Origin of the sequence: Desertihabitans brevis, from assembly GCF_003327535.1 — a bacterium.
GTDB lineage: Bacteria > Actinomycetota > Actinomycetes > Propionibacteriales > Propionibacteriaceae > Desertihabitans > Desertihabitans brevis.
In genome coordinates, this window is record NZ_QOUI01000001.1 from 455,201 (window position 1) to 472,820 (window position 17,620).

At 73.3% G+C, this 17,620-nt stretch carries 19 protein-coding genes; 9 read left to right on the forward strand and 10 right to left on the reverse strand.

The features are described from left to right. Window positions 1–24: 24 nt before the first annotated feature. Window positions 25–1,194, forward strand: a complete 1,170-nt coding sequence (metX, locus tag DT076_RS02055) for a homoserine O-acetyltransferase MetX (protein ID WP_114124955.1) — start codon at window positions 25–27, stop codon at window positions 1,192–1,194. After that, a complete protein-coding gene (metW, locus tag DT076_RS02060) occupies window positions 1,191–1,841 on the forward strand; it encodes a methionine biosynthesis protein MetW (protein ID WP_233493569.1) in 651 nt (216 codons plus the stop codon). The genes metX and metW overlap by 4 nt, the downstream gene beginning before the upstream one ends. A 3-nt stretch (window positions 1,842–1,844) precedes the next feature. On the opposite strand, the gene DT076_RS02065 is transcribed toward metW, so the two are convergent. Then, window positions 1,845–2,288, reverse strand: a complete 444-nt coding sequence (locus tag DT076_RS02065) for an HNH endonuclease (protein WP_114124956.1) — start codon at window positions 2,286–2,288, stop codon at window positions 1,845–1,847. A gap of 294 nt (window positions 2,289–2,582) precedes the next feature. After that, complete coding sequence (locus DT076_RS02070; RefSeq protein WP_233493570.1) at window positions 2,583–3,548, reverse strand: 5'-3' exonuclease; 966 nt, start codon at window positions 3,546–3,548, stop codon at window positions 2,583–2,585. 63 nt (window positions 3,549–3,611) lie between these two features. Here DT076_RS02070 and DT076_RS02075 point away from each other — a divergent pair, with 63 nt between their 5' ends. Further along, window positions 3,612–4,052: an Lrp/AsnC family transcriptional regulator gene (locus DT076_RS02075; protein ID WP_114124958.1), complete on the forward strand. Its 441-nt coding sequence runs from the start codon at window positions 3,612–3,614 to the stop codon at window positions 4,050–4,052. Between the two features lie 21 nt (window positions 4,053–4,073). Here the strand turns inward: DT076_RS02075 and DT076_RS02080 are convergent, their stop codons facing one another. Beyond that, window positions 4,074–5,510 carry a KamA family radical SAM protein gene (locus tag DT076_RS02080; RefSeq protein WP_114124959.1) on the reverse strand — a complete coding sequence of 479 codons (1,437 nt, stop codon included), beginning with the start codon at window positions 5,508–5,510 and terminating at the stop codon, window positions 4,074–4,076. 154 nt (window positions 5,511–5,664) lie between these two features. Between DT076_RS02080 and DT076_RS02085 the strand changes: the two genes are divergently transcribed. Together DT076_RS02085 and lnt are read left to right on the forward strand one after the other, a co-directional pair. After that, window positions 5,665–6,096 carry a hotdog domain-containing protein gene (locus tag DT076_RS02085; RefSeq protein ID WP_114124960.1) on the forward strand — a complete coding sequence of 144 codons (432 nt, stop codon included), beginning with the start codon at window positions 5,665–5,667 and terminating at the stop codon, window positions 6,094–6,096. Window positions 6,097–6,106: 10 nt separating this feature from the next. Beyond that, complete coding sequence (lnt, locus tag DT076_RS02090; protein WP_147264035.1) at window positions 6,107–7,744, forward strand: apolipoprotein N-acyltransferase; 1,638 nt, start codon at window positions 6,107–6,109, stop codon at window positions 7,742–7,744. Here lnt and DT076_RS02095 read toward each other — a convergent pair. Together DT076_RS02095 and DT076_RS02100 are read right to left on the reverse strand one after the other, a co-directional pair. After that, complete coding sequence (locus tag DT076_RS02095; RefSeq protein WP_233493571.1) at window positions 7,735–8,313, reverse strand: peptide deformylase; 579 nt, start codon at window positions 8,311–8,313, stop codon at window positions 7,735–7,737. The two genes, lnt and DT076_RS02095, sit on opposite strands and share 10 nt — an antisense overlap. Then, the gene (locus DT076_RS02100) at window positions 8,310–8,831 is read right to left on the reverse strand and encodes a glycine cleavage system protein R (RefSeq protein WP_114125223.1); all 522 of its coding nucleotides are present in this window, start codon (window positions 8,829–8,831) and stop codon (window positions 8,310–8,312) included. The genes DT076_RS02095 and DT076_RS02100 overlap by 4 nt, the downstream gene beginning before the upstream one ends. Before the next feature lie 142 nt (window positions 8,832–8,973). Between DT076_RS02100 and DT076_RS02105 the strand changes: the two genes are divergently transcribed. Together DT076_RS02105 and DT076_RS02110 are read left to right on the forward strand one after the other, a co-directional pair. Further along, on the forward strand, window positions 8,974–9,780 hold the full coding sequence (locus DT076_RS02105) for a polyprenol monophosphomannose synthase (RefSeq protein WP_233493572.1): 807 nt from the start codon (window positions 8,974–8,976) through the stop codon (window positions 9,778–9,780). Beyond that, window positions 9,777–10,313 carry an FxsA family protein gene (locus tag DT076_RS02110; protein ID WP_114124962.1) on the forward strand — a complete coding sequence of 179 codons (537 nt, stop codon included), beginning with the start codon at window positions 9,777–9,779 and terminating at the stop codon, window positions 10,311–10,313. Before DT076_RS02105 ends, DT076_RS02110 begins: the two co-directional genes overlap by 4 nt. Before the next feature lie 54 nt (window positions 10,314–10,367). On the opposite strand, the gene DT076_RS02115 is transcribed toward DT076_RS02110, so the two are convergent. The 4 genes from DT076_RS02115 to DT076_RS02130 all read right to left on the reverse strand — a co-directional run bounded on the left by DT076_RS02115 (window position 10,368) and on the right by DT076_RS02130 (window position 13,518). After that, a complete protein-coding gene (locus DT076_RS02115; RefSeq protein ID WP_114124963.1) occupies window positions 10,368–10,730 on the reverse strand; it encodes an RNA polymerase-binding protein RbpA in 363 nt (120 codons plus the stop codon). Window positions 10,731–10,877: 147 nt separating this feature from the next. Beyond that, a complete protein-coding gene (locus DT076_RS02120) occupies window positions 10,878–12,248 on the reverse strand; it encodes an MFS transporter (protein WP_199538889.1) in 1,371 nt (456 codons plus the stop codon). A gap of 26 nt (window positions 12,249–12,274) precedes the next feature. Continuing rightward, the gene (locus DT076_RS02125) at window positions 12,275–13,057 is read right to left on the reverse strand and encodes a glycerophosphodiester phosphodiesterase (protein ID WP_233493573.1); all 783 of its coding nucleotides are present in this window, start codon (window positions 13,055–13,057) and stop codon (window positions 12,275–12,277) included. A gap of 5 nt (window positions 13,058–13,062) precedes the next feature. After that, complete coding sequence (locus tag DT076_RS02130; RefSeq protein WP_114124964.1) at window positions 13,063–13,518, reverse strand: PGPGW domain-containing protein; 456 nt, start codon at window positions 13,516–13,518, stop codon at window positions 13,063–13,065. Window positions 13,519–13,553: 35 nt separating this feature from the next. Between DT076_RS02130 and pdxY the strand changes: the two genes are divergently transcribed. Then, complete coding sequence (gene pdxY, locus DT076_RS02135; protein ID WP_114124965.1) at window positions 13,554–14,429, forward strand: pyridoxal kinase PdxY; 876 nt, start codon at window positions 13,554–13,556, stop codon at window positions 14,427–14,429. 220 nt (window positions 14,430–14,649) lie between these two features. Beyond that, window positions 14,650–15,960 carry an HNH endonuclease gene (locus DT076_RS02140; RefSeq protein ID WP_114125227.1) on the forward strand — a complete coding sequence of 437 codons (1,311 nt, stop codon included), beginning with the start codon at window positions 14,650–14,652 and terminating at the stop codon, window positions 15,958–15,960. Window positions 15,961–16,083: 123 nt separating this feature from the next. Here the strand turns inward: DT076_RS02140 and DT076_RS02145 are convergent, their stop codons facing one another. After that, the gene (locus tag DT076_RS02145; protein WP_114125228.1) at window positions 16,084–17,610 is read right to left on the reverse strand and encodes a helix-turn-helix domain-containing protein; all 1,527 of its coding nucleotides are present in this window, start codon (window positions 17,608–17,610) and stop codon (window positions 16,084–16,086) included. Window positions 17,611–17,620 lie beyond the last annotated feature (10 nt).

Sequence of the window (17,620 nt, forward strand, 5' to 3'; positions counted from 1 at the left end):
ACGTCGGGGGCAGGAGGAGCAGGGATGCAGCGGCAGATCGGGCAGGTGCGGACCGAGCAGGTCCGGCTGTTCGACCGCGACCACCCGCTCGTGCTGGCCGGCGGGGAGCAGCTGCTCGAGGTCGACGTCAGCTACGAGACCTACGGCACCCTGTCGGAGCAGCGCGACAACGCCGTCTTCATCTGCCACGCCCTCACCGGGGACGCCCACGCCGCCGGCTGGCGCGAGGGCGACCGCCGCCCGGGCTGGTGGGACACGATGATCGGACCGGGCAAGCCGCTCGACACCGACCGGCTGTTCGTGGTGTGCGCCAACCTGCTCGGCGGCTGCCAGGGCACCACCGGGCCCGCCTCGACCAACCCGGCCACCGGCGAGCCCTACGGCCTGGACTTCCCGCTGCTCCAGATGGCCGACTTCGTCACCGTGCACCGGGCCCTGCTGGCCCACCTGGGGATCGAACGGCTGCTGGCCGCGGTGGGCGGCTCGCTGGGCGGGATGCAGGTGCTGCAGTGGGCCCTCAGCCACCCCGAGCAGCTGGACAACGCGGTGATCATCGCCGCCTCCAGCCGGCTCAGCGCGCAGAACATCGGCTTCTCCGCGGTGGGTCGCGAGGCGATCATGCGCGACCCCGACTTCCACGACGGCCGCTACACCGAGCACGGGACGAACCCCGCCGCCGGGCTGTCGATCGCCCGGATGCTGGCCCACATCACCTACCTGTCGGAGGAGGCGATGGCGGCGAAGTTCGGCCGTCGCATCCAGGACCCGGAGACCACCGGACCGGGGTTCGGGGTCGACTTCGCGGTGGAGAGCTACCTGCGCCACCAGGGCGACACCTTCCTCACCCGCTTCGACGCGCTCAGCTACCTCTACCTGACCCGGGTGATGGACTGGTTCGAGCCGTTCGGCGAGCACGACCCACGGGCGGTGGCCGAGGCCGGCACCCGCGCGCTGGTGGTCTCCTTCGACACCGACTGGCGCTTCGCCACCGAGCACTCCCGCGAGATCGTCCGCCGGCTGGAGTCGGCCCGGGTGCCGGTGAGCTTCCGCGAGATCGCCTCGGTGTGGGGCCACGACTCCTTCCTGCTGGAGATCGAGGACTACCACGAGACGGTGCGCGCCTTCGTCGACCGGGCCCTGGAGCGCACCCACGAGACGGTGCGGACCAGCGGGACGCTGCGGGGGTCGCGGTGACCATCCCGACGCGCACCCCCGGACGCCGCCGCGGCCCGTCGCGGCACCTGCACCTGCGCGACGAGCTCGCGGTGGTGGCCGACCTCATCGCCGACGGCAGCCGGGTGCTCGACCTCGGTTGCGGCGACGGTGAGCTGCTCGGCCACCTGCAGCGCCGGCACGGCTGCACCGGCACCGGGGTCGACGTCGACCCCGGTGCGGTGCGTCGGGCGATCCGCTCCGGGGTGTCGGTGATCGAGCTGGACGTCGACGAGCAGCTGGGGGAGTTCGGCGACGACTCCTACGACGTGGTGGTGCTGTCGAAGGTGCTGCAGGCCACCCGGCGTCCGGCCGAGGTGCTGGCCCAGATGAGCCGGATCGCCCCGCGCTGCATCGTGGCGGTGCCGAACTTCGGGCTGTGGAGCCACCGGTGGCGGCTGCTGCGCGGTCGGATGCCGATGTCGCGGCAGATGCCCTACGACTGGCACGACACGCCGAACATCCACAACGCCACGCTGGTCGACCTGGAGGAGTTCCTGGCCGGCCTGGGGTTCGCCGTGGAGTCGCGGGTGCTGCTGGACGAGGCCGGGCGGGTGGCGGGCTACCCGCCGGCGCTGGCCAACCTGCTGTCGGGCGCCGCGGTCTACCTGCTCGCGCGGACGTCCTGATCCTCAGAGCCGCGCCAGCTCGGCCCGCGACGGCGCGTAGGGCCGGAACCGCAGCGCCATCCCGGCCTCGCCCGGCGTCCGGTCGGCCTTGAGCGCGTTGCAGGCGCCGCAGGCCGCCACCGTGTTGAGCCAGCTGTTCGGCCCGCCACGGGACTGCGGGACCAGGTGGTCGACGGTGTCGGCGAAGCCGCCGCAGTAGGCGCAGGTGCGCCGGTCGCGGCGCAGCACACCCCGCTTGGTCCAGCCGGGCCCGCGGGCGTACATGAAAGCGGTCTTGACGTAACGGACCAGCCGCAGCACCAGCGGCCACGGGTAGGGCCCGATCAGGTGGTTCTCGCGGGCCTCCTCGACCACGGCGACCTCACGCACCAGCATGCCGATGGCGTGCTTGACCGACACGGTGTGCAGGGCCGTGTTGTCGGTGTTGAGGACGAGCACCCCGCTCATGGCCGCCTCCCTCCGAGAAAGAAAAAGCCGCCCGGCGACGACGCAGGACGGCAGGGGAGGGCGATCACGGGGATCAGCCCAGACATCCGTCGCAGCTGCGGACCCGGGCCTCGAGACCGGGGAGGATGCTGGCGTGCTGAGAGGTCGTCTCCATCGGCCTGCCCTCCTCCCGTGCTGTCGCCCCGCGCTCGCGCGTGTCGTGGTCTGCTGGGGACAGAGTAAGCAGGCGCACCGCCCGTGTCACCGTCATATCGGTAACAGGTCGGTGTCGGGTGGGTGTCCGGCCGGGGACCCTCAGCCCAGCGCCCGGGTGATCCGCTCGGCGCTGCCACCGAGCGACCACCGCTCGGTCAGCTCGGCGAAGCGCTCCGGCTCGACCGGGCCCGCCGGCAGCCGCAGGTCGTCCCAGCCGACCCCGAGATCGAGGTCGCGGACGACGCGGACCACGTCGGGCGCCACCGCCAGGTAGTCGATGGCCGCACCCAGCTTGGCACGGACGCCGGCGGTCACCCCGCCGTCCGGGGTGCTGGCGGCGGCGAGCACCTGGTCGAGGGTGCCGTGGCGGGCCAGCAGCTGGGCCGCGGTCTTCTCCCCGATGCCGGCCACGCCGGGGATGCCGTCGGAGGTGTCCCCGCGCAGCACGGCCAGGTCGGCGTAGGCCTGCGGGGACACCGAGTACTTGGCCCGCACCCAGGCGTCGTCCACCCGCTCGTGCCTGGCCACCCCGCGGGCGACGTAGAGCACGCGGATGCCCTGCTGGTCGTCGACCAGCTGGAACAGGTCGCGGTCGCCGGTGACGACGTCGACGGCGAACCCGTCCCGGGCGGCGGTGGTGGCCAGGGTGCCGATGACGTCGTCGGCCTCGTAGCCGTCCCTGCCGACCACGGCGATGCCGAGCGCGGCCAGCACGTCGAGGATCGCCGGCACCTGCGGGGTCAGCTCGTCCGGCGACTCCTCGGCCACCCCGGACTCCGCTCCCTGCCCGCCGGCCCCGACCACCGTCGTGGTGGCCTCCGCCACCCGGTGCGTCTTGTAGGAGGGGAGCAGCTCGACCCGCCAGCGCGGACGCCAGTCGTTGTCCCAGCAGCAGACCAGGTGGGTCGGGCGGTAGTCGGTGACGAACTTCGCGATGAAGTCGAGCAGACCGCGGACGGCGTTGACCGGCTGCCCGGAGGCGTCGGTCAGCGAGGAGGGCAGGCCGTAGAAGGCACGGAAGTACAACGATGCGGTGTCCATCAGCAGGATCCTGGGCTCGGCCACGCCCAGATACTGGCACGATGTGCGGACTTGTGGTGCCGACGACGGCGGTGGAGGAGTGCGCGGATGGAGAAGATCGACCGGCAGATCCTCTCGTTGCTCTCGGGTGACGGCCGCATGTCCTACACCGACATCGGCCGGGCGACCGGGCTGTCGACCTCCGCGGCCCAGCAGCGGGTGCGGCGGCTGGAGCAGCGCGGGGTGATCTCCGGCTACACCGCACGGATCAACCCCGAGGCGCTCGGCCGCACCCTGACCGCCTTCGTCGAGGTGACCCCGCTCGACCCGGGTCAGCCCGACGACATCCCCGAGCGGCTGGCGCCGATCAGCGAGGTGGTCTCGTGCTACTCCATCGCCGGCGACGCCAACTACCTGCTCAAGGTGCAGGTCGGCACGCCACTGGAGCTGGAGCACCTGCTGCTCCGCCTGCGCACCACCGGCAACGTCACCACCCACACCACCCTGGTGCTGTCGATCCCCTACGAGGAGCGACCCCTCGAGGGCTGAGCCGGGGCTCGGGGAGCCCGCTCAGGAGGACTGCAGCAGGGCCAGGTCGCGGGAGCTGCGCGCCGCCCGGCGTTCGGCCTCGAGGTCGAGGGCGCTGTGCTCGCGCCACCACCGCCGCCCCTCCTCCGGCAGCGTGTGGATCGGGTCGTAGTAGGCGTACTCGCGGCTGAGGGCGGCGGCGTCGTCGGCCTCCAGCCCGGTGCGGTAGTTCTTGCGCCACAGGCTGATCCCGCGCGTCGTGTCGTACTCGGCCACCTGGTGCACCCACCGCTTGCCGACGAAGGGGACGTCGCAGACGATCCGCGGGGTGGCGAACCCGGGCAGGTAGCCGAGCAGGTTGTGCTGCAGCTCCTGGGCCCGCGCCAGCGGCACCCGCCAGTGCTCGGCGAACGGGATCATGTCGCACATGTAGAAGTAGTAGGGCGTCACCGAGGCCCCGTCGAGCAGGGCGAAGCAGAGGTCGAGCAGCGCGCCGGCGTCGTCGTTGACCTCCGCCATCAGCACCCCCTGGTTGCGGACGTCGCGGACGCCCGCCGCGAGCAGGCCGCGGGCCGCCTCGGCCACCAGCGGGGTGACCGACTGGGCCGCGTTGACGTGGGTGTGCACCGCGAGCATCACGCCACGCTCCCGGGCGGTCCGGCTGACCCGCTCGACCCCGGCGCGGACGTCGTCGGCCAGCCAGTGCTGCGGCAGCCCCATCAGCGCCTTCGTCGCCAGCCGGATGTCGCGGATGGTGTCGATCTCGAGCAGGGCGCCCAGGAACGCCTCCAGGCGCGGCCAGGGCATGTTCGCCACATCGCCCCCGGAGACCACCACGTCGCGCACCTGGGGCGTGCGGCGCAGGTAGTCCAGCATCGCGTCGAGGCGCTGCTGCGGACGGGTCAGGAACTTCAGCTTGGTGACCTGCTCGGTGGAGTTGCCGACCAGGTCCATCCGGGTGCAGTGCCCGCAGTACTGCGGGCAGGTCGGCAGCACCTCGGCCAGCACCTTGGTGGGGTAGCGGTGGGTGAGCCCCTCCGCGGCCCACATCTCGTGCTCGTGCAGGCTGTCCCGGCTGGCCATCGGGTGCGAGGGCCAGTCGCTGCGCCGGTCGGAGAACACGGGCAGCATGTAGCGCCGCACCGGGTCGGCCAGGAACGCCTCGGCGTCGGGCTGGCGGTCGGGGACGACGGTGTTGAGCATCTGCGGGGGGAGCAGCATCGACATGGTGGCCCGCTCACGCTGGTCGCGGGCGAGGTCGTCGTACACCCGGTCGTCGAGCAGGTCGCCCATCACCTGGCGCAGCTGGGCGACGTTCTTGACGCAGTGGGCCCGCTGCCACTGCGGGTCGCGCCACTGCTGCGTGGTCACCTCCCGCCAGCCCGGCAGGCGGCGCCAGTCGGGTTCGACCAGCTCGACCCGCCGGTACTCGTACGGCTGCGCGAGCCCGGCTCGGTCGCCGGCGCTGGAAGTCGTCATGTCGGATGCCGCCTCGCTTCGATGATCTGCGGTGTCGATGCGACACTACGCCAGCATCTGCGGTCCGCGCACGATGGCACGGGAGAATTCGCGTGCGTCCGGACGGCCGGTGCCGCCGGGTAGGCTCGGCCGGACGGAGCGAGGGAGCCGGAGGATGGACGTGGCGGTGCAGCAGCAGTCGACGACCGACCCGCGGTTGGGCATGTCGGTGGTGCACCGCCGCTACGTGCCCCGCGGCGCCGGCTACGCGGCCGGCGGCGTCCTCGACGCCTCCTACACGCTGCGGATGTTCGAGGACGCGGTGATCGAGATGTGCATCCGCACCGACGGCGACGAGGGCCAGCTGGTGGGCTACTCCGGGGTCGACCTCCTCGAGCCGGTGCACCCCGGCGACGTGCTCGAGGCCGAGGCCACGCTGACCCGGATCGGCAACACCAGCCGGGCCATCGCGCTCGAGGCACGGGTGGTCTGCCGCGCGGTGGCGCCGGAGGAGCTGCGCCGGCACGCGACGACCTCGACCGCGGCCCGGGTGCTGGAGGAGCCGCTGGTCGTCATGCGCGCCACCGGCACCGTCGTCGTCGAGTGAGGGACGCACCATGACCGCGACGGGGACCGCCCCGACCAGCCTGCGACCGGGGACGCCCGATGCCGCCGACGACGCCCCGCCCGCCCCACGACGCCCCCACGTCCCGTGGTGGCGGGTGCCGGCCGCGCTGGGCGCCGGCGCCCTGGCCGCCGCCGGGTTCGCCCCGCTCGGCTGGTGGCCGCTGACCCTGGTCGGGGTGGCGCTGCTCACCGTGGTGGTGCAGACCGCCCCACGGCGCCGGTTCTGGCTGGGCTACCTCTTCGGGGTGGTCTTCCTCGGGCTCAGCGTCGGCTGGGTGTCGGTGATCGCGGTGCCGGTCGCGGTCGCCCTGGTCGCCTTCGAGTCCGCCTTCTACGGGCTGCTGGCGGTGCTGGTGCACCGGCTGCGGTCCGTCCCGGGCTGGCCCGCGGTCGCCGCGGCCGCGTGGGTCGTGGTGGAGTGGGTCTACTCCTCGGTGCCCTTCGACGGCTTCGGCTGGAGCCGGCTCGGCTACACGATGGTCGATGCACCGCTGGCCGGGCTGTACCCGCTGGTCGGGGTGGCCGGGGTGTCCTTCCTCACCGCGCTCGGCGGGCAGGCGCTGGCCTGGCTGGTGCTGCGGCTGCGGCGACCGTCCGGCCGGCGGGGGCGGGGGCGATGGCGTCCGGTGGCGGTGGTGCTCGCGGCCGCGCTGGTCCTCGGCCTGGCCGGGCAGCTGCTCCGCGGCTGGGTGCCGGCAGCCCCGGCCGGCGGGCGCCAGGTGACCGTCGGGCTGGTGCAGGGCAACGTCGACGGCGTCGGCGTGGCCGCGCTCGGGCGCGCCCGGACCGTCACCAACAACCACCTCAGCGAGACGATCACGCTGATGGCCCGGGCCCGCACCGGCACCATCGCGATGCCCGACATGGTGCTGTGGCCGGAGAACTCCACCGACATCGACCCGCTGGTCGACCCGACCACCCGGCGCACGGTGGAGCTGTCGGTGCAGATCGCCGACCGCCCGGTGCAGGTCGGGGCGGTGCTGCAGGGGCCGGGGCCGGACGAGCGGCAGACCTCCGCGCTCTGGTACGACCCCGAGCAGGGGGTGCTGGACCGGATGGAGAAGCGCGACCTGGTGCCGTTCGGGGAGTACATCCCCTTCCGCGACGTGCTGCTGCCGCTGGTGCCGATGCTGCAGATGGTCGGTGCCCAGTCGGTGGCCGGCACCTCCGACGGGCTGATGACCGTCCCGGTGGCGGGGGAGCCGGTCGGGGTGGGCACGCTGATCTGCTTCGAGGTGGCCTACGACGGCACCGTCGCCGAGACGGTCGGCTCGGGTGCGCAGCTGCTGGTGGTGCAGAGCAACCAGGCCACCTACGGCGGCACGGTCGAGGTGCCCCAGCAGTTCGCGATGACGCGGGTGCGGGCGATGGAGAGCCGGCGCGAGATCGCGGTGGCCACCACCAGCAGCGCGTCCGGGTTCATCGGCGCCGACGGCTCGGTGGTCTGGCAGACGGCGGAGTTCACCGCCGACTCGCACAGCTGGACGATGCCGCTGCGCACGACCACCACCCCGGCGATGCAGCTGGGCCCGACGATCGGCGTGGCGTCGACCGTGCTGCTGCTCGGCGGGATCGCCGTGGCGCTGTGGCGCCGGCGGGCCGCCCGCGGGGAGCCGGCTCAGAGGTAGGTCTGGCGCCGGTGCACGGCCTGCGGCCCGACCACCCGGTCGAGGAACAGCAGGCCCTCGGTGTGGTCGATCTCGTGCTGCAGGCAGACCGCCTCGAAGGCGTCGGTCTCGATCTCCACCCACTCCCCGGTGACCGGCAGCTGCCCGCGGACGGTCAGCCGGCGGGCCCGGGCGACGTCGCCGGTGAGGTCGGGGACCGACATGCAGCCCTCGCGGCCCTTGCCCTTGCGGCTGGCCGAGAGCACCTCGGCGTTGCAGAGCACGAACGCGCCGTGGCAGGTGCGGGTCTTCGGGTGCCCGGTGACGTCGACGGAGAACACCCGCAGCGCCTCGCCCACCTGCTGGGCGGCCAGGCCGACGCAGCCGGGGGAGACCGCCTGGGTGGCGAGCAGGTCGGCGGCCAGCGCGACCGTCGCCGGATCGGTCGGGTCGACCTCGGCGCCGGCGGTGGCGAGGATCTCCGCGGGGGCCCGCACCACCTCCCGGACGGTGCCCGGCGGCAGCTCCGGCATGGTCCAGGCCACCCTGTCGTCCCCGGCGTCCTCGTCCGGCCCGACCGCGTGCGTCACAGCTCGTCCGTCTCCACCGGGACCAGCCGCACGTGCACACCGCAGGCCTGCGCGGCCTGGTCCAGGTCGGCGCGGACGGCCAGCTCGTCCACGCCGTCGGGCAGCACCACCTCGGCGGTGAGCACGTAGAGCTCGCCGGCCAGCCGCGTGCTGAGCCCCACCACGTTGACGCCGTGGGCGGCCAGCGAGGCGGTGATGCCGGCCACGATGCCCGGACGGTCCGCCCCGTTGACGTGCAGGATGTGGTCCGCGCCCAGCACCGGCTGGGAGTCGACGTCGGCGACCGGACGGACGTCCACCCCGAGCGTGCCGTCGGCGATGACCGGAGCGAGCGCCTGCTCCACCGCGGCGACCGGAGCCGAGGTGTGCACCAGCACGACCATCGCGAACTGGCCGCGCAGCAGCGTCATGGTGGAGTCCTCGAGGTTGGCCTCCAGCCCGGCCAGCGCCGCGGTCACGTCGGCGACGATGCCGGGGCGGTCGGAGCCGATCACGGTCACGGCGAGCAGGTCGGTCACGGCCGCCACCCTAGCGAGACCACGGCGACCCGCCAGTCCGCGCCCGCGGACGGGCGGGCTCAGGGACCGCTCAGGGCCGCGTCGGCTTCGGTCGGTCGGTGTGGTGAGGGAAGATGGGCCGCAGCCCAGACGAGGAGGATCGTTGTCCGACCACAGCCCCGACCCCGCCACGCCACCGGAGAAGCCGAGGGTGCTGGTCGTGATCCCGACCTACAACGAGGCCGACAACGTCGAGCTGATCGTCTCGCGGGTGCGGGCGGCGACCCCGGACGTGCACGTGCTGGTGGCCGACGACAACTCACCCGACGGAACCGGCCGGATCGCCGACACGCTGGCGGCCGACGACGACCACGTGCACGTGCTGCACCGCCGGGGCAAGGAAGGGCTGGGCGCGGCCTACCTGGCCGGTTTCGGCTGGGCGCTCGACCACGGCTACGACGTCGTCGTCGAGATGGACGCCGACGGCTCGCACCAGCCCGAGCAGCTGCCGCGGCTGCTCGCGGCCCTGGAGCACGGCGCCGACATGGTGAAGGGCTCGCGCTGGATCCCCGGAGGGAAGGTCGTCAACTGGCCGCTCTCGCGCAAGATCCTCTCCCGTGGTGGCAACCTGTGGACGCGGCTCTGCCTGGGTGTGCCGCTGCGGGACGCCACCGGTGGCTACAACGCCTTCCACGCCCGCACCCTGCGGGGGATCGGCCTGGACGACGTCGCCTCGGCCGGCTACTGCTTCCAGGTCGACCTCGCCTGGCGGGCGCTCAAGGCCGGGTTCGACGTCCGCGAGGTGCCGATCACCTTCGTCGAGCGCGAGCGCGGCGACTCCAAGATGAGCCAGGCGATCGTCATCGAGGCCCTGCTGCGCACCACGCTGTGGGGGATCGGGCACCGGGCCGGCCAGCTGCGCGCGCTGGCCGGGCGCAGCCGGGGCGCCGGGGTGGCGGCCCGGCGATGAGCGTCCCGACCGCGCAGACCCGCCGCCCCTCCGGGTGGCGGGTGCTGGTGCCCGTGCTGGTGCTGGGTCTGCCGGTGCTGGAGGTCTGGCTGCTGATCCAGCTGGTGGGGCTCATCGGCGGCTGGTGGACGCTGCTGGTGGTGCTGCTGGGGATGGTGCTCGGCGTGGTGCTCGCGACCCGGCAGGGACGGCGGAACTGGCAGCAGCTGGCCAGGACGCTGCAGTCGGGGCAGCCGCCCTCGGACGAGATCGCCTCCGGCGGGCTGATCCTGCTCGGCGGCATCGCGCTGGTGGTGCCGGGGCTGGTGACCGACCTGGTGGGGCTGTGGCTGCTGCTGCCGCCGACCCGGGGGCTGACCGTCCGCTGGCTCGACCGCTGGGCGCGGGCGCGGGCCCGGCGGCTGGGTGTCGACGTCGACCTGGTGCGGGCCCGGATGGACCCCGCCAACACGGTGGAGGGTGAGGTCGTCGACGGCCCTCCGCCGCGGCGCGACGACCCGACCGTGATCCGCGGCGAGGTCGAGGAGGGCTGAGCACGACGAAGCCCCCGGGACGGGTGTCCCGGGGGCTTCGCGCGTGCGTGGGGATCAGGCGCTGTGACGCCCGGTCGCCCGCTGGTCGTCGTCCTGGCGCAGCAGGTCGAGACGTTCGGCCAGCAGGTCCTCCAGCTCGGAGATCGAACGGCGCTCCAGCAGCATGTCCCAGTGGGTGCGGGCCGGCTTGCCCTCCTTGACCTCGGCCACGACACCGTCGGACCGCTTGGCCTCGGACCCGCAGCGCGGGCACTCCCACAGCGTCGGGAGCTCGGCCTCGGCCGCGAACGTCACCGTGAAGTGGTGGCCGCGGGTGCAGTCGAACCCGATCTCCTGGCGTGCGGCGAACTCGATCCCCGACTCGTCCTCGAAGCTCTTGGCTCCCAGCCCCGAACCCCGCAGTGCTCGATCGGCCATGATGTGCTCCTCCCGTCGGTCTCCCTCACAACGGCCCGCTGGCCGCGGTTGTTCCCGGTCCCGCACCGGTCGGGGAGTCCCGCCACCTCCAGTGTGCCCACTCAGGCAGGTCTCAACCAGCGTCCGCGGGGTGTCGTGGGGAGGGGCTCAGGAAGTCGTCACGGCGGGCGGGGCAGCCGGGTCGGCGGCCTCGGCGGGACGGCGCGGGTTGCGCACGGTGAGCATCACCGCGCCGCCGGCGAGCAGCACCAGCACGATGCCGAGGATGCCGGTGCGCTCGGAGCCGATCGTCGCGAAGAGGGCGAACAGGCTGGGTGCCAGGAAGGAGACCGCGCGACCGGTGCTGGTGTACAGCCCGAAGAGCTGTCCCTCGTGACCGGGCGGCGCCAGCCGGGTGAGCAGGGCGCGGGACGAGGCCTGGGCCGGCCCGACCCACAGCGTCAGCGCCAGCCCGAACACCCAGAACATGGTGGGACCGGAGACGACCAGCAGCACCAGGCCCACGAGGCACAGGGCGGCGACCGAGACGAGGATGACCAGCCGCGGCCCGACCCGGTCCTCGACCAGGCCGCCGACCAGCGCCCCGACGGCCGCCACCACGTTGGCGGCCACGCCGAAGATCAGCACGTCGCCGGCGGACAGGCCGTACACGCTGACCGCCAGCACCGCGCCGATGCTGAAGATGACGGCGAGGCCGTCCCGGTAGAGCGCGCTGGCGAGGAGGAACCGCACCGCGTTGCGGTCGACCCGCCACAGCTGCATCAGGTCGCGGACCAGCACCCGGTAGCTGCCCACGAGCCCGAGCCGGGGCAGGGTGTGGTCGGGCGTGGTCTCGGGCACGGCGAGGAACAGGGGCAGCCCGAACACGACGAACCACAAGGTGGAGACCAGCACCACGGCCCGGACGTCCATGCCGTCCTCACCGGTGACGCCGAACCACCCCACCTCGGGGGCGATGAAGCCGAAGTAGCCCACCAGCAGCAGCACGATGCCGCCGACGTAGCCCATCGCCCAGCCGAACCCGGAGACGGCGCCGACGTTGCGGGGGGTCGAGACCTGCTGGAGCATCGCGTAGTAGCTGGCGTTGCCGATCTCGGAGAAGATCCCGGCCAGGCCGAGCAGCACCAGCCCCAGCGGGAGGTAGCCGGGGTCGGGCCGCACCAGCGCCATCAGCGCCATGCAGATCCAGACGCCGATGGTCAGCACCAGCAGGGTCCGCCGGCGCTGCCCGAGCCGGTCGGCTCGCTGGCCGACCACCGCCGCGCCGAGCGCGACGACCACTGCGGTGAGGGCGTTGGTGACGGTGATCCAGACCGCGCCGTCCTCGGTGGCCACGGCGTCGGCGAGGTAGGTCGCGAAGACGAAGGAGGTGATGACCGCCTGGAACGAGGCCGCACCCCAGTCGAAGCTGGCCCAGGCGAGCAGCCGGCGGACCGGGACGGAGGAGGAGAGGAGGCTGCGGGCACCCGCGGTGAGGGCGTCGGCGCGGCGGCTGGGGGCGTCGGGCGGCTCGGTCACGGCGTCTCCTCGGGTCGGGTCCTGGATCAGGCCCACAGGCCGCGGGCGGTCAGGACGCGCTTCAAGGTATCGATGGCGTCGCTGACCAGACCGTCGACACCCAGGTCGACCAGCCGGTGCATCTCGTCCTCGGCGTCGACGGTCCACACGTGCACCTGGCGTCCGGCGGCGTGGGCGCGCTCGACCAGGCCGCGGGTGACGACCGGGACGTCCACACCGAGGATCCGGTGCCGCACGGGCACCTGCAGTGCGACGGCGGGGCCGCGGCCGGCGAAGGGGAGCCCGAGGCGGGTGAGCACCACCTCCAGCTGGGTGGCCGAGGTGGCCACCGACGCCCCGGCGAGGGCGCGGAAGGCCGACAACCGGCGGAGGCTGAAGGAGCCGACGCAGACCCGGCCGGTGGCGGCGTGCCGGCGCAGCGTCTCGGCCAGGGGGGCGACGGCGCCGGGCGCCTTGATGTCGAGGTTGAGGACGGCCTCGGGGAAGGTCTCGAGCAGCTCGTCCAGGGTGGGGATGGGGTCCTGCCCGCCGACCCGGGCCCGGCGCACCTCGGCCCAGGGCAGCCCGGCGATCTCGCCGGTGGCGTCGGTGACCCGGTCGAGCACGGTGTCGTGGAAGGCGACGAGGACGCCGTCGGCGGTGGTGTGCACGTCGGTCTCGAGGTGGCGGTAGCCCAGCCGGGTGGCCTCGGTGAAGGCGTGCACGGTGTTCTCCCGGCCCCGGTTGGCCCGGAGCAGCGCGCCACCGCGGTGCGCCATGGCGACGAACCCGCCGGGCGGGAAGGGGCTGGCCGGTCGCCCGGCGCGCACCGGGGTCACCGCAGGTGGCCCTCGGGGGTGATCGCGGGCAGCCGGTCCAGCGGTTCGCGGACCCACTCCGGTAGCCACGCGGGGATGCCGTTGAGCCACAGGCCGCCGTAGAGGGCCGACCAGCCGATCAGCACGCCGACGCCCACCGCGAGCACCTTGCGCCGGCGGGGCCAGCGGGCGAAGTAGCGCACCACCTGCTTGAACCGGGCCATCAGCCGGTGCGCCCACCGGAACTCACTCGCCCAGACCGCCAGACCGAGCAGCACCAGCGGGATGCCACCGGGACCGGGCAGCGGGCCGGTGATCGCGCCGGCCACGATCAGCAGGGTGCCCAGCACCCCGACGCAGACCCGCAACGTGATCCGGGTGTGTCGGCGCTCGCGCAGTCGCGCCCGCCAGGCCCAGCGGTCGGGCCGCGTGGGCTCGTCGACGCCGGAGTCGCGTTGGGCGTCGGCCAGCATGCGGCGGAGTCTAGTGCTGCGACATGATGGCTCCCATGTCAGCGAGCCGGCCCGTGACCTCGATCCTCTCCGTGCAGTCCTCCGTCGCCTACGGGCACGTGGGCAACAGCGCGGCCACCTTCCCGCTGATGCGGGTGGGTGTGGAGGTGTGGCCGGTGCTGACCGTGCACTTCTCCAACCACACCGGCTACCCGTCGTGGCAGGGCCCGCTGCTGAGCCCGGCGGACGTGGCCGCGGTCGTGCAGGGCATCGACGCGCTCGGCGTGCTGCCGGAGTGCGACGCGGTGCTGTCGGGCTACCAGGGGGCCGAGGAGATGGGGCTGACCATCCTCGACGTGGTCGCCACCGTGAAGGAGCGCAACCCGCGGGCCATCTACTGCTGCGACCCGGTCATGGGCGACGTCGGCCGGGGGATGTACGTGCGTCCGGGCATCCCCGAGCTGATGCGCGACCGGGTGCTGCCGCGGGCCGACGTGGTGACCCCCAACCACTACGAGCTGGACTTCCTCAGCGGCGGGAAGCCCACGACCACGCTGGAGGAGGTGCTGGCCGCCGCGGACCGGCTGCGCGCTGCGGGCCCCCAGACGGTGCTCGTGACGAGCATGGTGCTGCCCGACCAGCCCGGTGACGAGCTGCAGATGGTGGCGGTGGACGGCGAGGGCGCCTGGTTGGTGCGGACGCCGCTGCTGCAGCGGGTCTTCACCGGCTCGGGCGACCTGACCTGCGCGATGTTCCTGTCCTGCCTGCTCGCCGGGGACGACCTGCCGACCGCCCTGGGCACGACCGCGGCCCGGGTGTTCGGCGTCCTGGAGCAGACCGCGGCCGCCGGAAAGGGCGAGCTGCAGCTGGTGGCCGCCCAGGACGAGCTGGTGGCGCCGACGCACCGCTTCGAGGTCGAGCGGCTGCGCTGAGCCGCCGCCCCCGACCAGCCGCACGAGGGATCGGAGTCCGGTCGTCCACAGGCGCTCCAATGCCGCGAGCGTTGTCCACAGATCGCCCTCGGCGCCTCCCGATCATCGCCTCCCCAGACGTAATATCGATCACATGTTCGATGATGCACCAGCGCCGCCGATGGCGCTCCCGCCTGAGGCACCGGCCGGTCCGGCGCTCGTCGCGGCCTGGGTGCAGACGATGGCACGCACCAGCGACCGCGCGCTGGACCGGCAGGACGACGGCGAGCTGGTCGACCTGCTCCGGCACCTCGAGGAGCTCAAGTGCGCCGCGGAGGCGCTGCAGGGACGGGCCGCGCTCGCGTTGGACCGCTCGGTCCGGGCCGAGGAGCAGCGGCGTGGGCTGCCGGAGGAGCGGCAGGGACGAGGCGTGGCCGCCCAGGTCGCGCTGGCCCGCCGCGAGTCACCGGCCCGCGGACGGCACCACCTGGGGCTGGCCAAGGTTCTGCCTGCCGAGCTCCCGCACACCACGGAGGCGTTCCGTCGGGGCCGCATCTCGGAGTGGCGGGCCACCCTGGTCGCCCGCGAGACGGGCGGTCTGAGCCGCGAGGACCGCGAACGGGTCGATGCCGAGCTGGCCGCCGACCCCGACCGCCTGGAGAGCATGGGAGACCGCGAGCTGGTCGCAACCGCCCAGCGGCTGTCCTACCGGCTGGATCCCCAGTCCGCCGTGGTGCGGCGTCGCCGGGGCGAGTCCGAGCGCCGGGTGTCGCTCCGTCCCGCGCCGGACCTGATGAGCCAGCTCTCCGCGCTGCTGCCGGTCAAGGATGGTGTCGCGGTCGTCGCCACGCTCAGCCGCGAGGCCGACTCCCTCATCGCCACCGGCGACGGCCGCGGACGTGGGCAGATCATGGCTGACACCCTGGTCGACCGCGTGCTCGGCCGGACGCCCCTCGCCTGGTCGCAGCCGACGACCCCGGCCGCCAGTGCTCAGGACCGTGGCACCCTCGAGCCCGGTCCGGATGTCGGGGTGGACGACGTCGACGTGCTCCTGCACGTCGTGGTCACCGACGACGTCCTGCTCGGGACGGCGTCGGGAAGTGCCCACCTCGACGGGTACGGACCCATCCCGGGCGACCTCGCCCGGGAGCTGGTGGGGGAGCGGACCTGGGTGCGTCGGCTCTACGTCCGGCCCGGGGCGGGTCACCTGGTGGCGGCGGACTCGAGGGCCCGTCGGTTCCCCCGCCGCCTGGCCCAGCTGGTCCGGCTCCGGGACCAGCGCTGCCGCACCCCGTGGTGCGACGCGCCCATCCGCACCACCGACCACATCAGGGCGGTCGCGGACGGCGGCCCCACCTCGCTGAGCAACGGTCAGGGCCTCTGCGAGGCCTGCAACTACGCGAAGGAGGCGCCCGGGTTCACCGCCCGGGCGCGACCGGGGCCGCGGCACACCACGCAGACCACCACACCCACCGGGCACCGCTACGTCTCCGTCGCGCCGCCGCTCCTGGAGGGCACCGACGCGTCCGCCCCGCCGGCGCGATCGCCGTGACCGCCCTTGCCTCCGGACGAGGCCGTGCTGGTGCCCGCGACCTGAGGGCCCGGCCCCACCGCCGACGAGCGAGGGCCGGGCAGGAGGTTCCCTGCCCGGCCCTCTGCTCCCTGCGGGAGCTGGTCAGCGGGTGTACTGGTCGCTGAAGGCCTGGACGTCGGCACCCAGCGCGTTGAGCCGCAGCGGCAGGTCCTCGTAGCCCCGGTTGATCATGTAGGTGTTGCGGAGCACCGACTCCCCACGCGCGGCCAGCATGCCCAGCAGCAGGCAGACGGCCGGACGCAGCGCCGGCGGGCAGACGACCTCCTGGCCGCGCCACCGGGTCGGGCCCTTGACGATCAGCCGGTGCGGGTCGAGCAGCTGCACGTTGGCCCCGAGCTTGTTCAGCTCGAGCAGGTGGATCGCGCGGTTCTCGTAGACCCAGTCGTGGATCATCGTCTCGCCCTCGGCCGCGATCACCGCGAAGAACGGCAGGTTGTCGATGTTCAGCCCGGGGAAGGGCATCGGGTGGATCTTGTCGATCGGGGCCCGCAGGGTCGACGGGTGCACCGTCAGGTCGCACAGCCGGGTCAGGCCGTTCTCCGACAGGTACTCGGGCCCCTGGTCGTAGCGCAGCCCCATCTCGCCCAGGATCGCCAGCTCGATCTCGAGGAACTCGATCGGCACCCGGGTGATGGTCAGCTCGGAGTCGGTGACCGTCGCCGCGGTCAGCAGGCTCATCGCCTCGATCGGGTCCTCCGACGGCGCGTACTCGACGTCGGCGTGGATGGAGTCGACCCCGCGCACCGTGAGGGTGGTGGTGCCGATGCCCTCGATCTGCACCCCGAGGGTGGTGAGGAAGGCGCAGATGTCCTGGACCATGTAGTTCGGGCTGGCGTTGCGCAGCACGGTGACGCCGGGGGTCATCGCCGCGGCCATCAGCGCGTTCTCGGTGACGGTGTCGCCGCGCTCGGTCAGCACGATGCTGCGGTCGCCGGCGGTCCGGTCGACGTCGCAGTGGTAGAAGCCCTCGGTGGCGTTGACGTGCAGCCCGAAACGCCGCAGCACCTGCAGGTGCGGCTCGATGGTGCGGGCCCCCAGGTCGCAGCCGCCGGCGTAGGGCAGCTCGAAGTGCGGGTAGAAGTGCAGCAGCGGACCGAGGAACATGATGACGCTGCGGGTCCGGCGCGCAGCCTCGACGTCCATCGCGGCCAGGTCGAGGTGCTCGGGCCGCACCAGGGTGAGGTCGGTCCGGTCGTCGGACCAGGTGGCCTCCACCCCGATGCTGGTCAGCACCTCGAGGATCCGGTTCACCTCCTCGATCCGCGCGATCCCCTTGAGCTTGGTGGTGCCGCGGTTGAGCAGCGAGGCGCAGAGCACGGCGACCGCGGCGTTCTTCGACGAGCGCACCGGGATCGAACCCGACAGGGGAGTGCCGCCACGGATCCGCAGGTGGGTCGGTCCGCCGCCGACGCTGATCAGCTCACGGTCCAGGGCGCTGGCGATCCGGTTGATCATCTCGAGGCTGAGGTTCTGGTTGCCCGCCTCGATCCGGTGCACCGCGCTCTGACTGGTGCCGAGCACACCGGCCAGCTCGCTCTGGGTGAGCCCACGGTGCTTGCGGGCGTCGCGGATGAGGCTGCCGATGCGGTCCAGCGAGGTGTCAGTCACGTCCGCCACC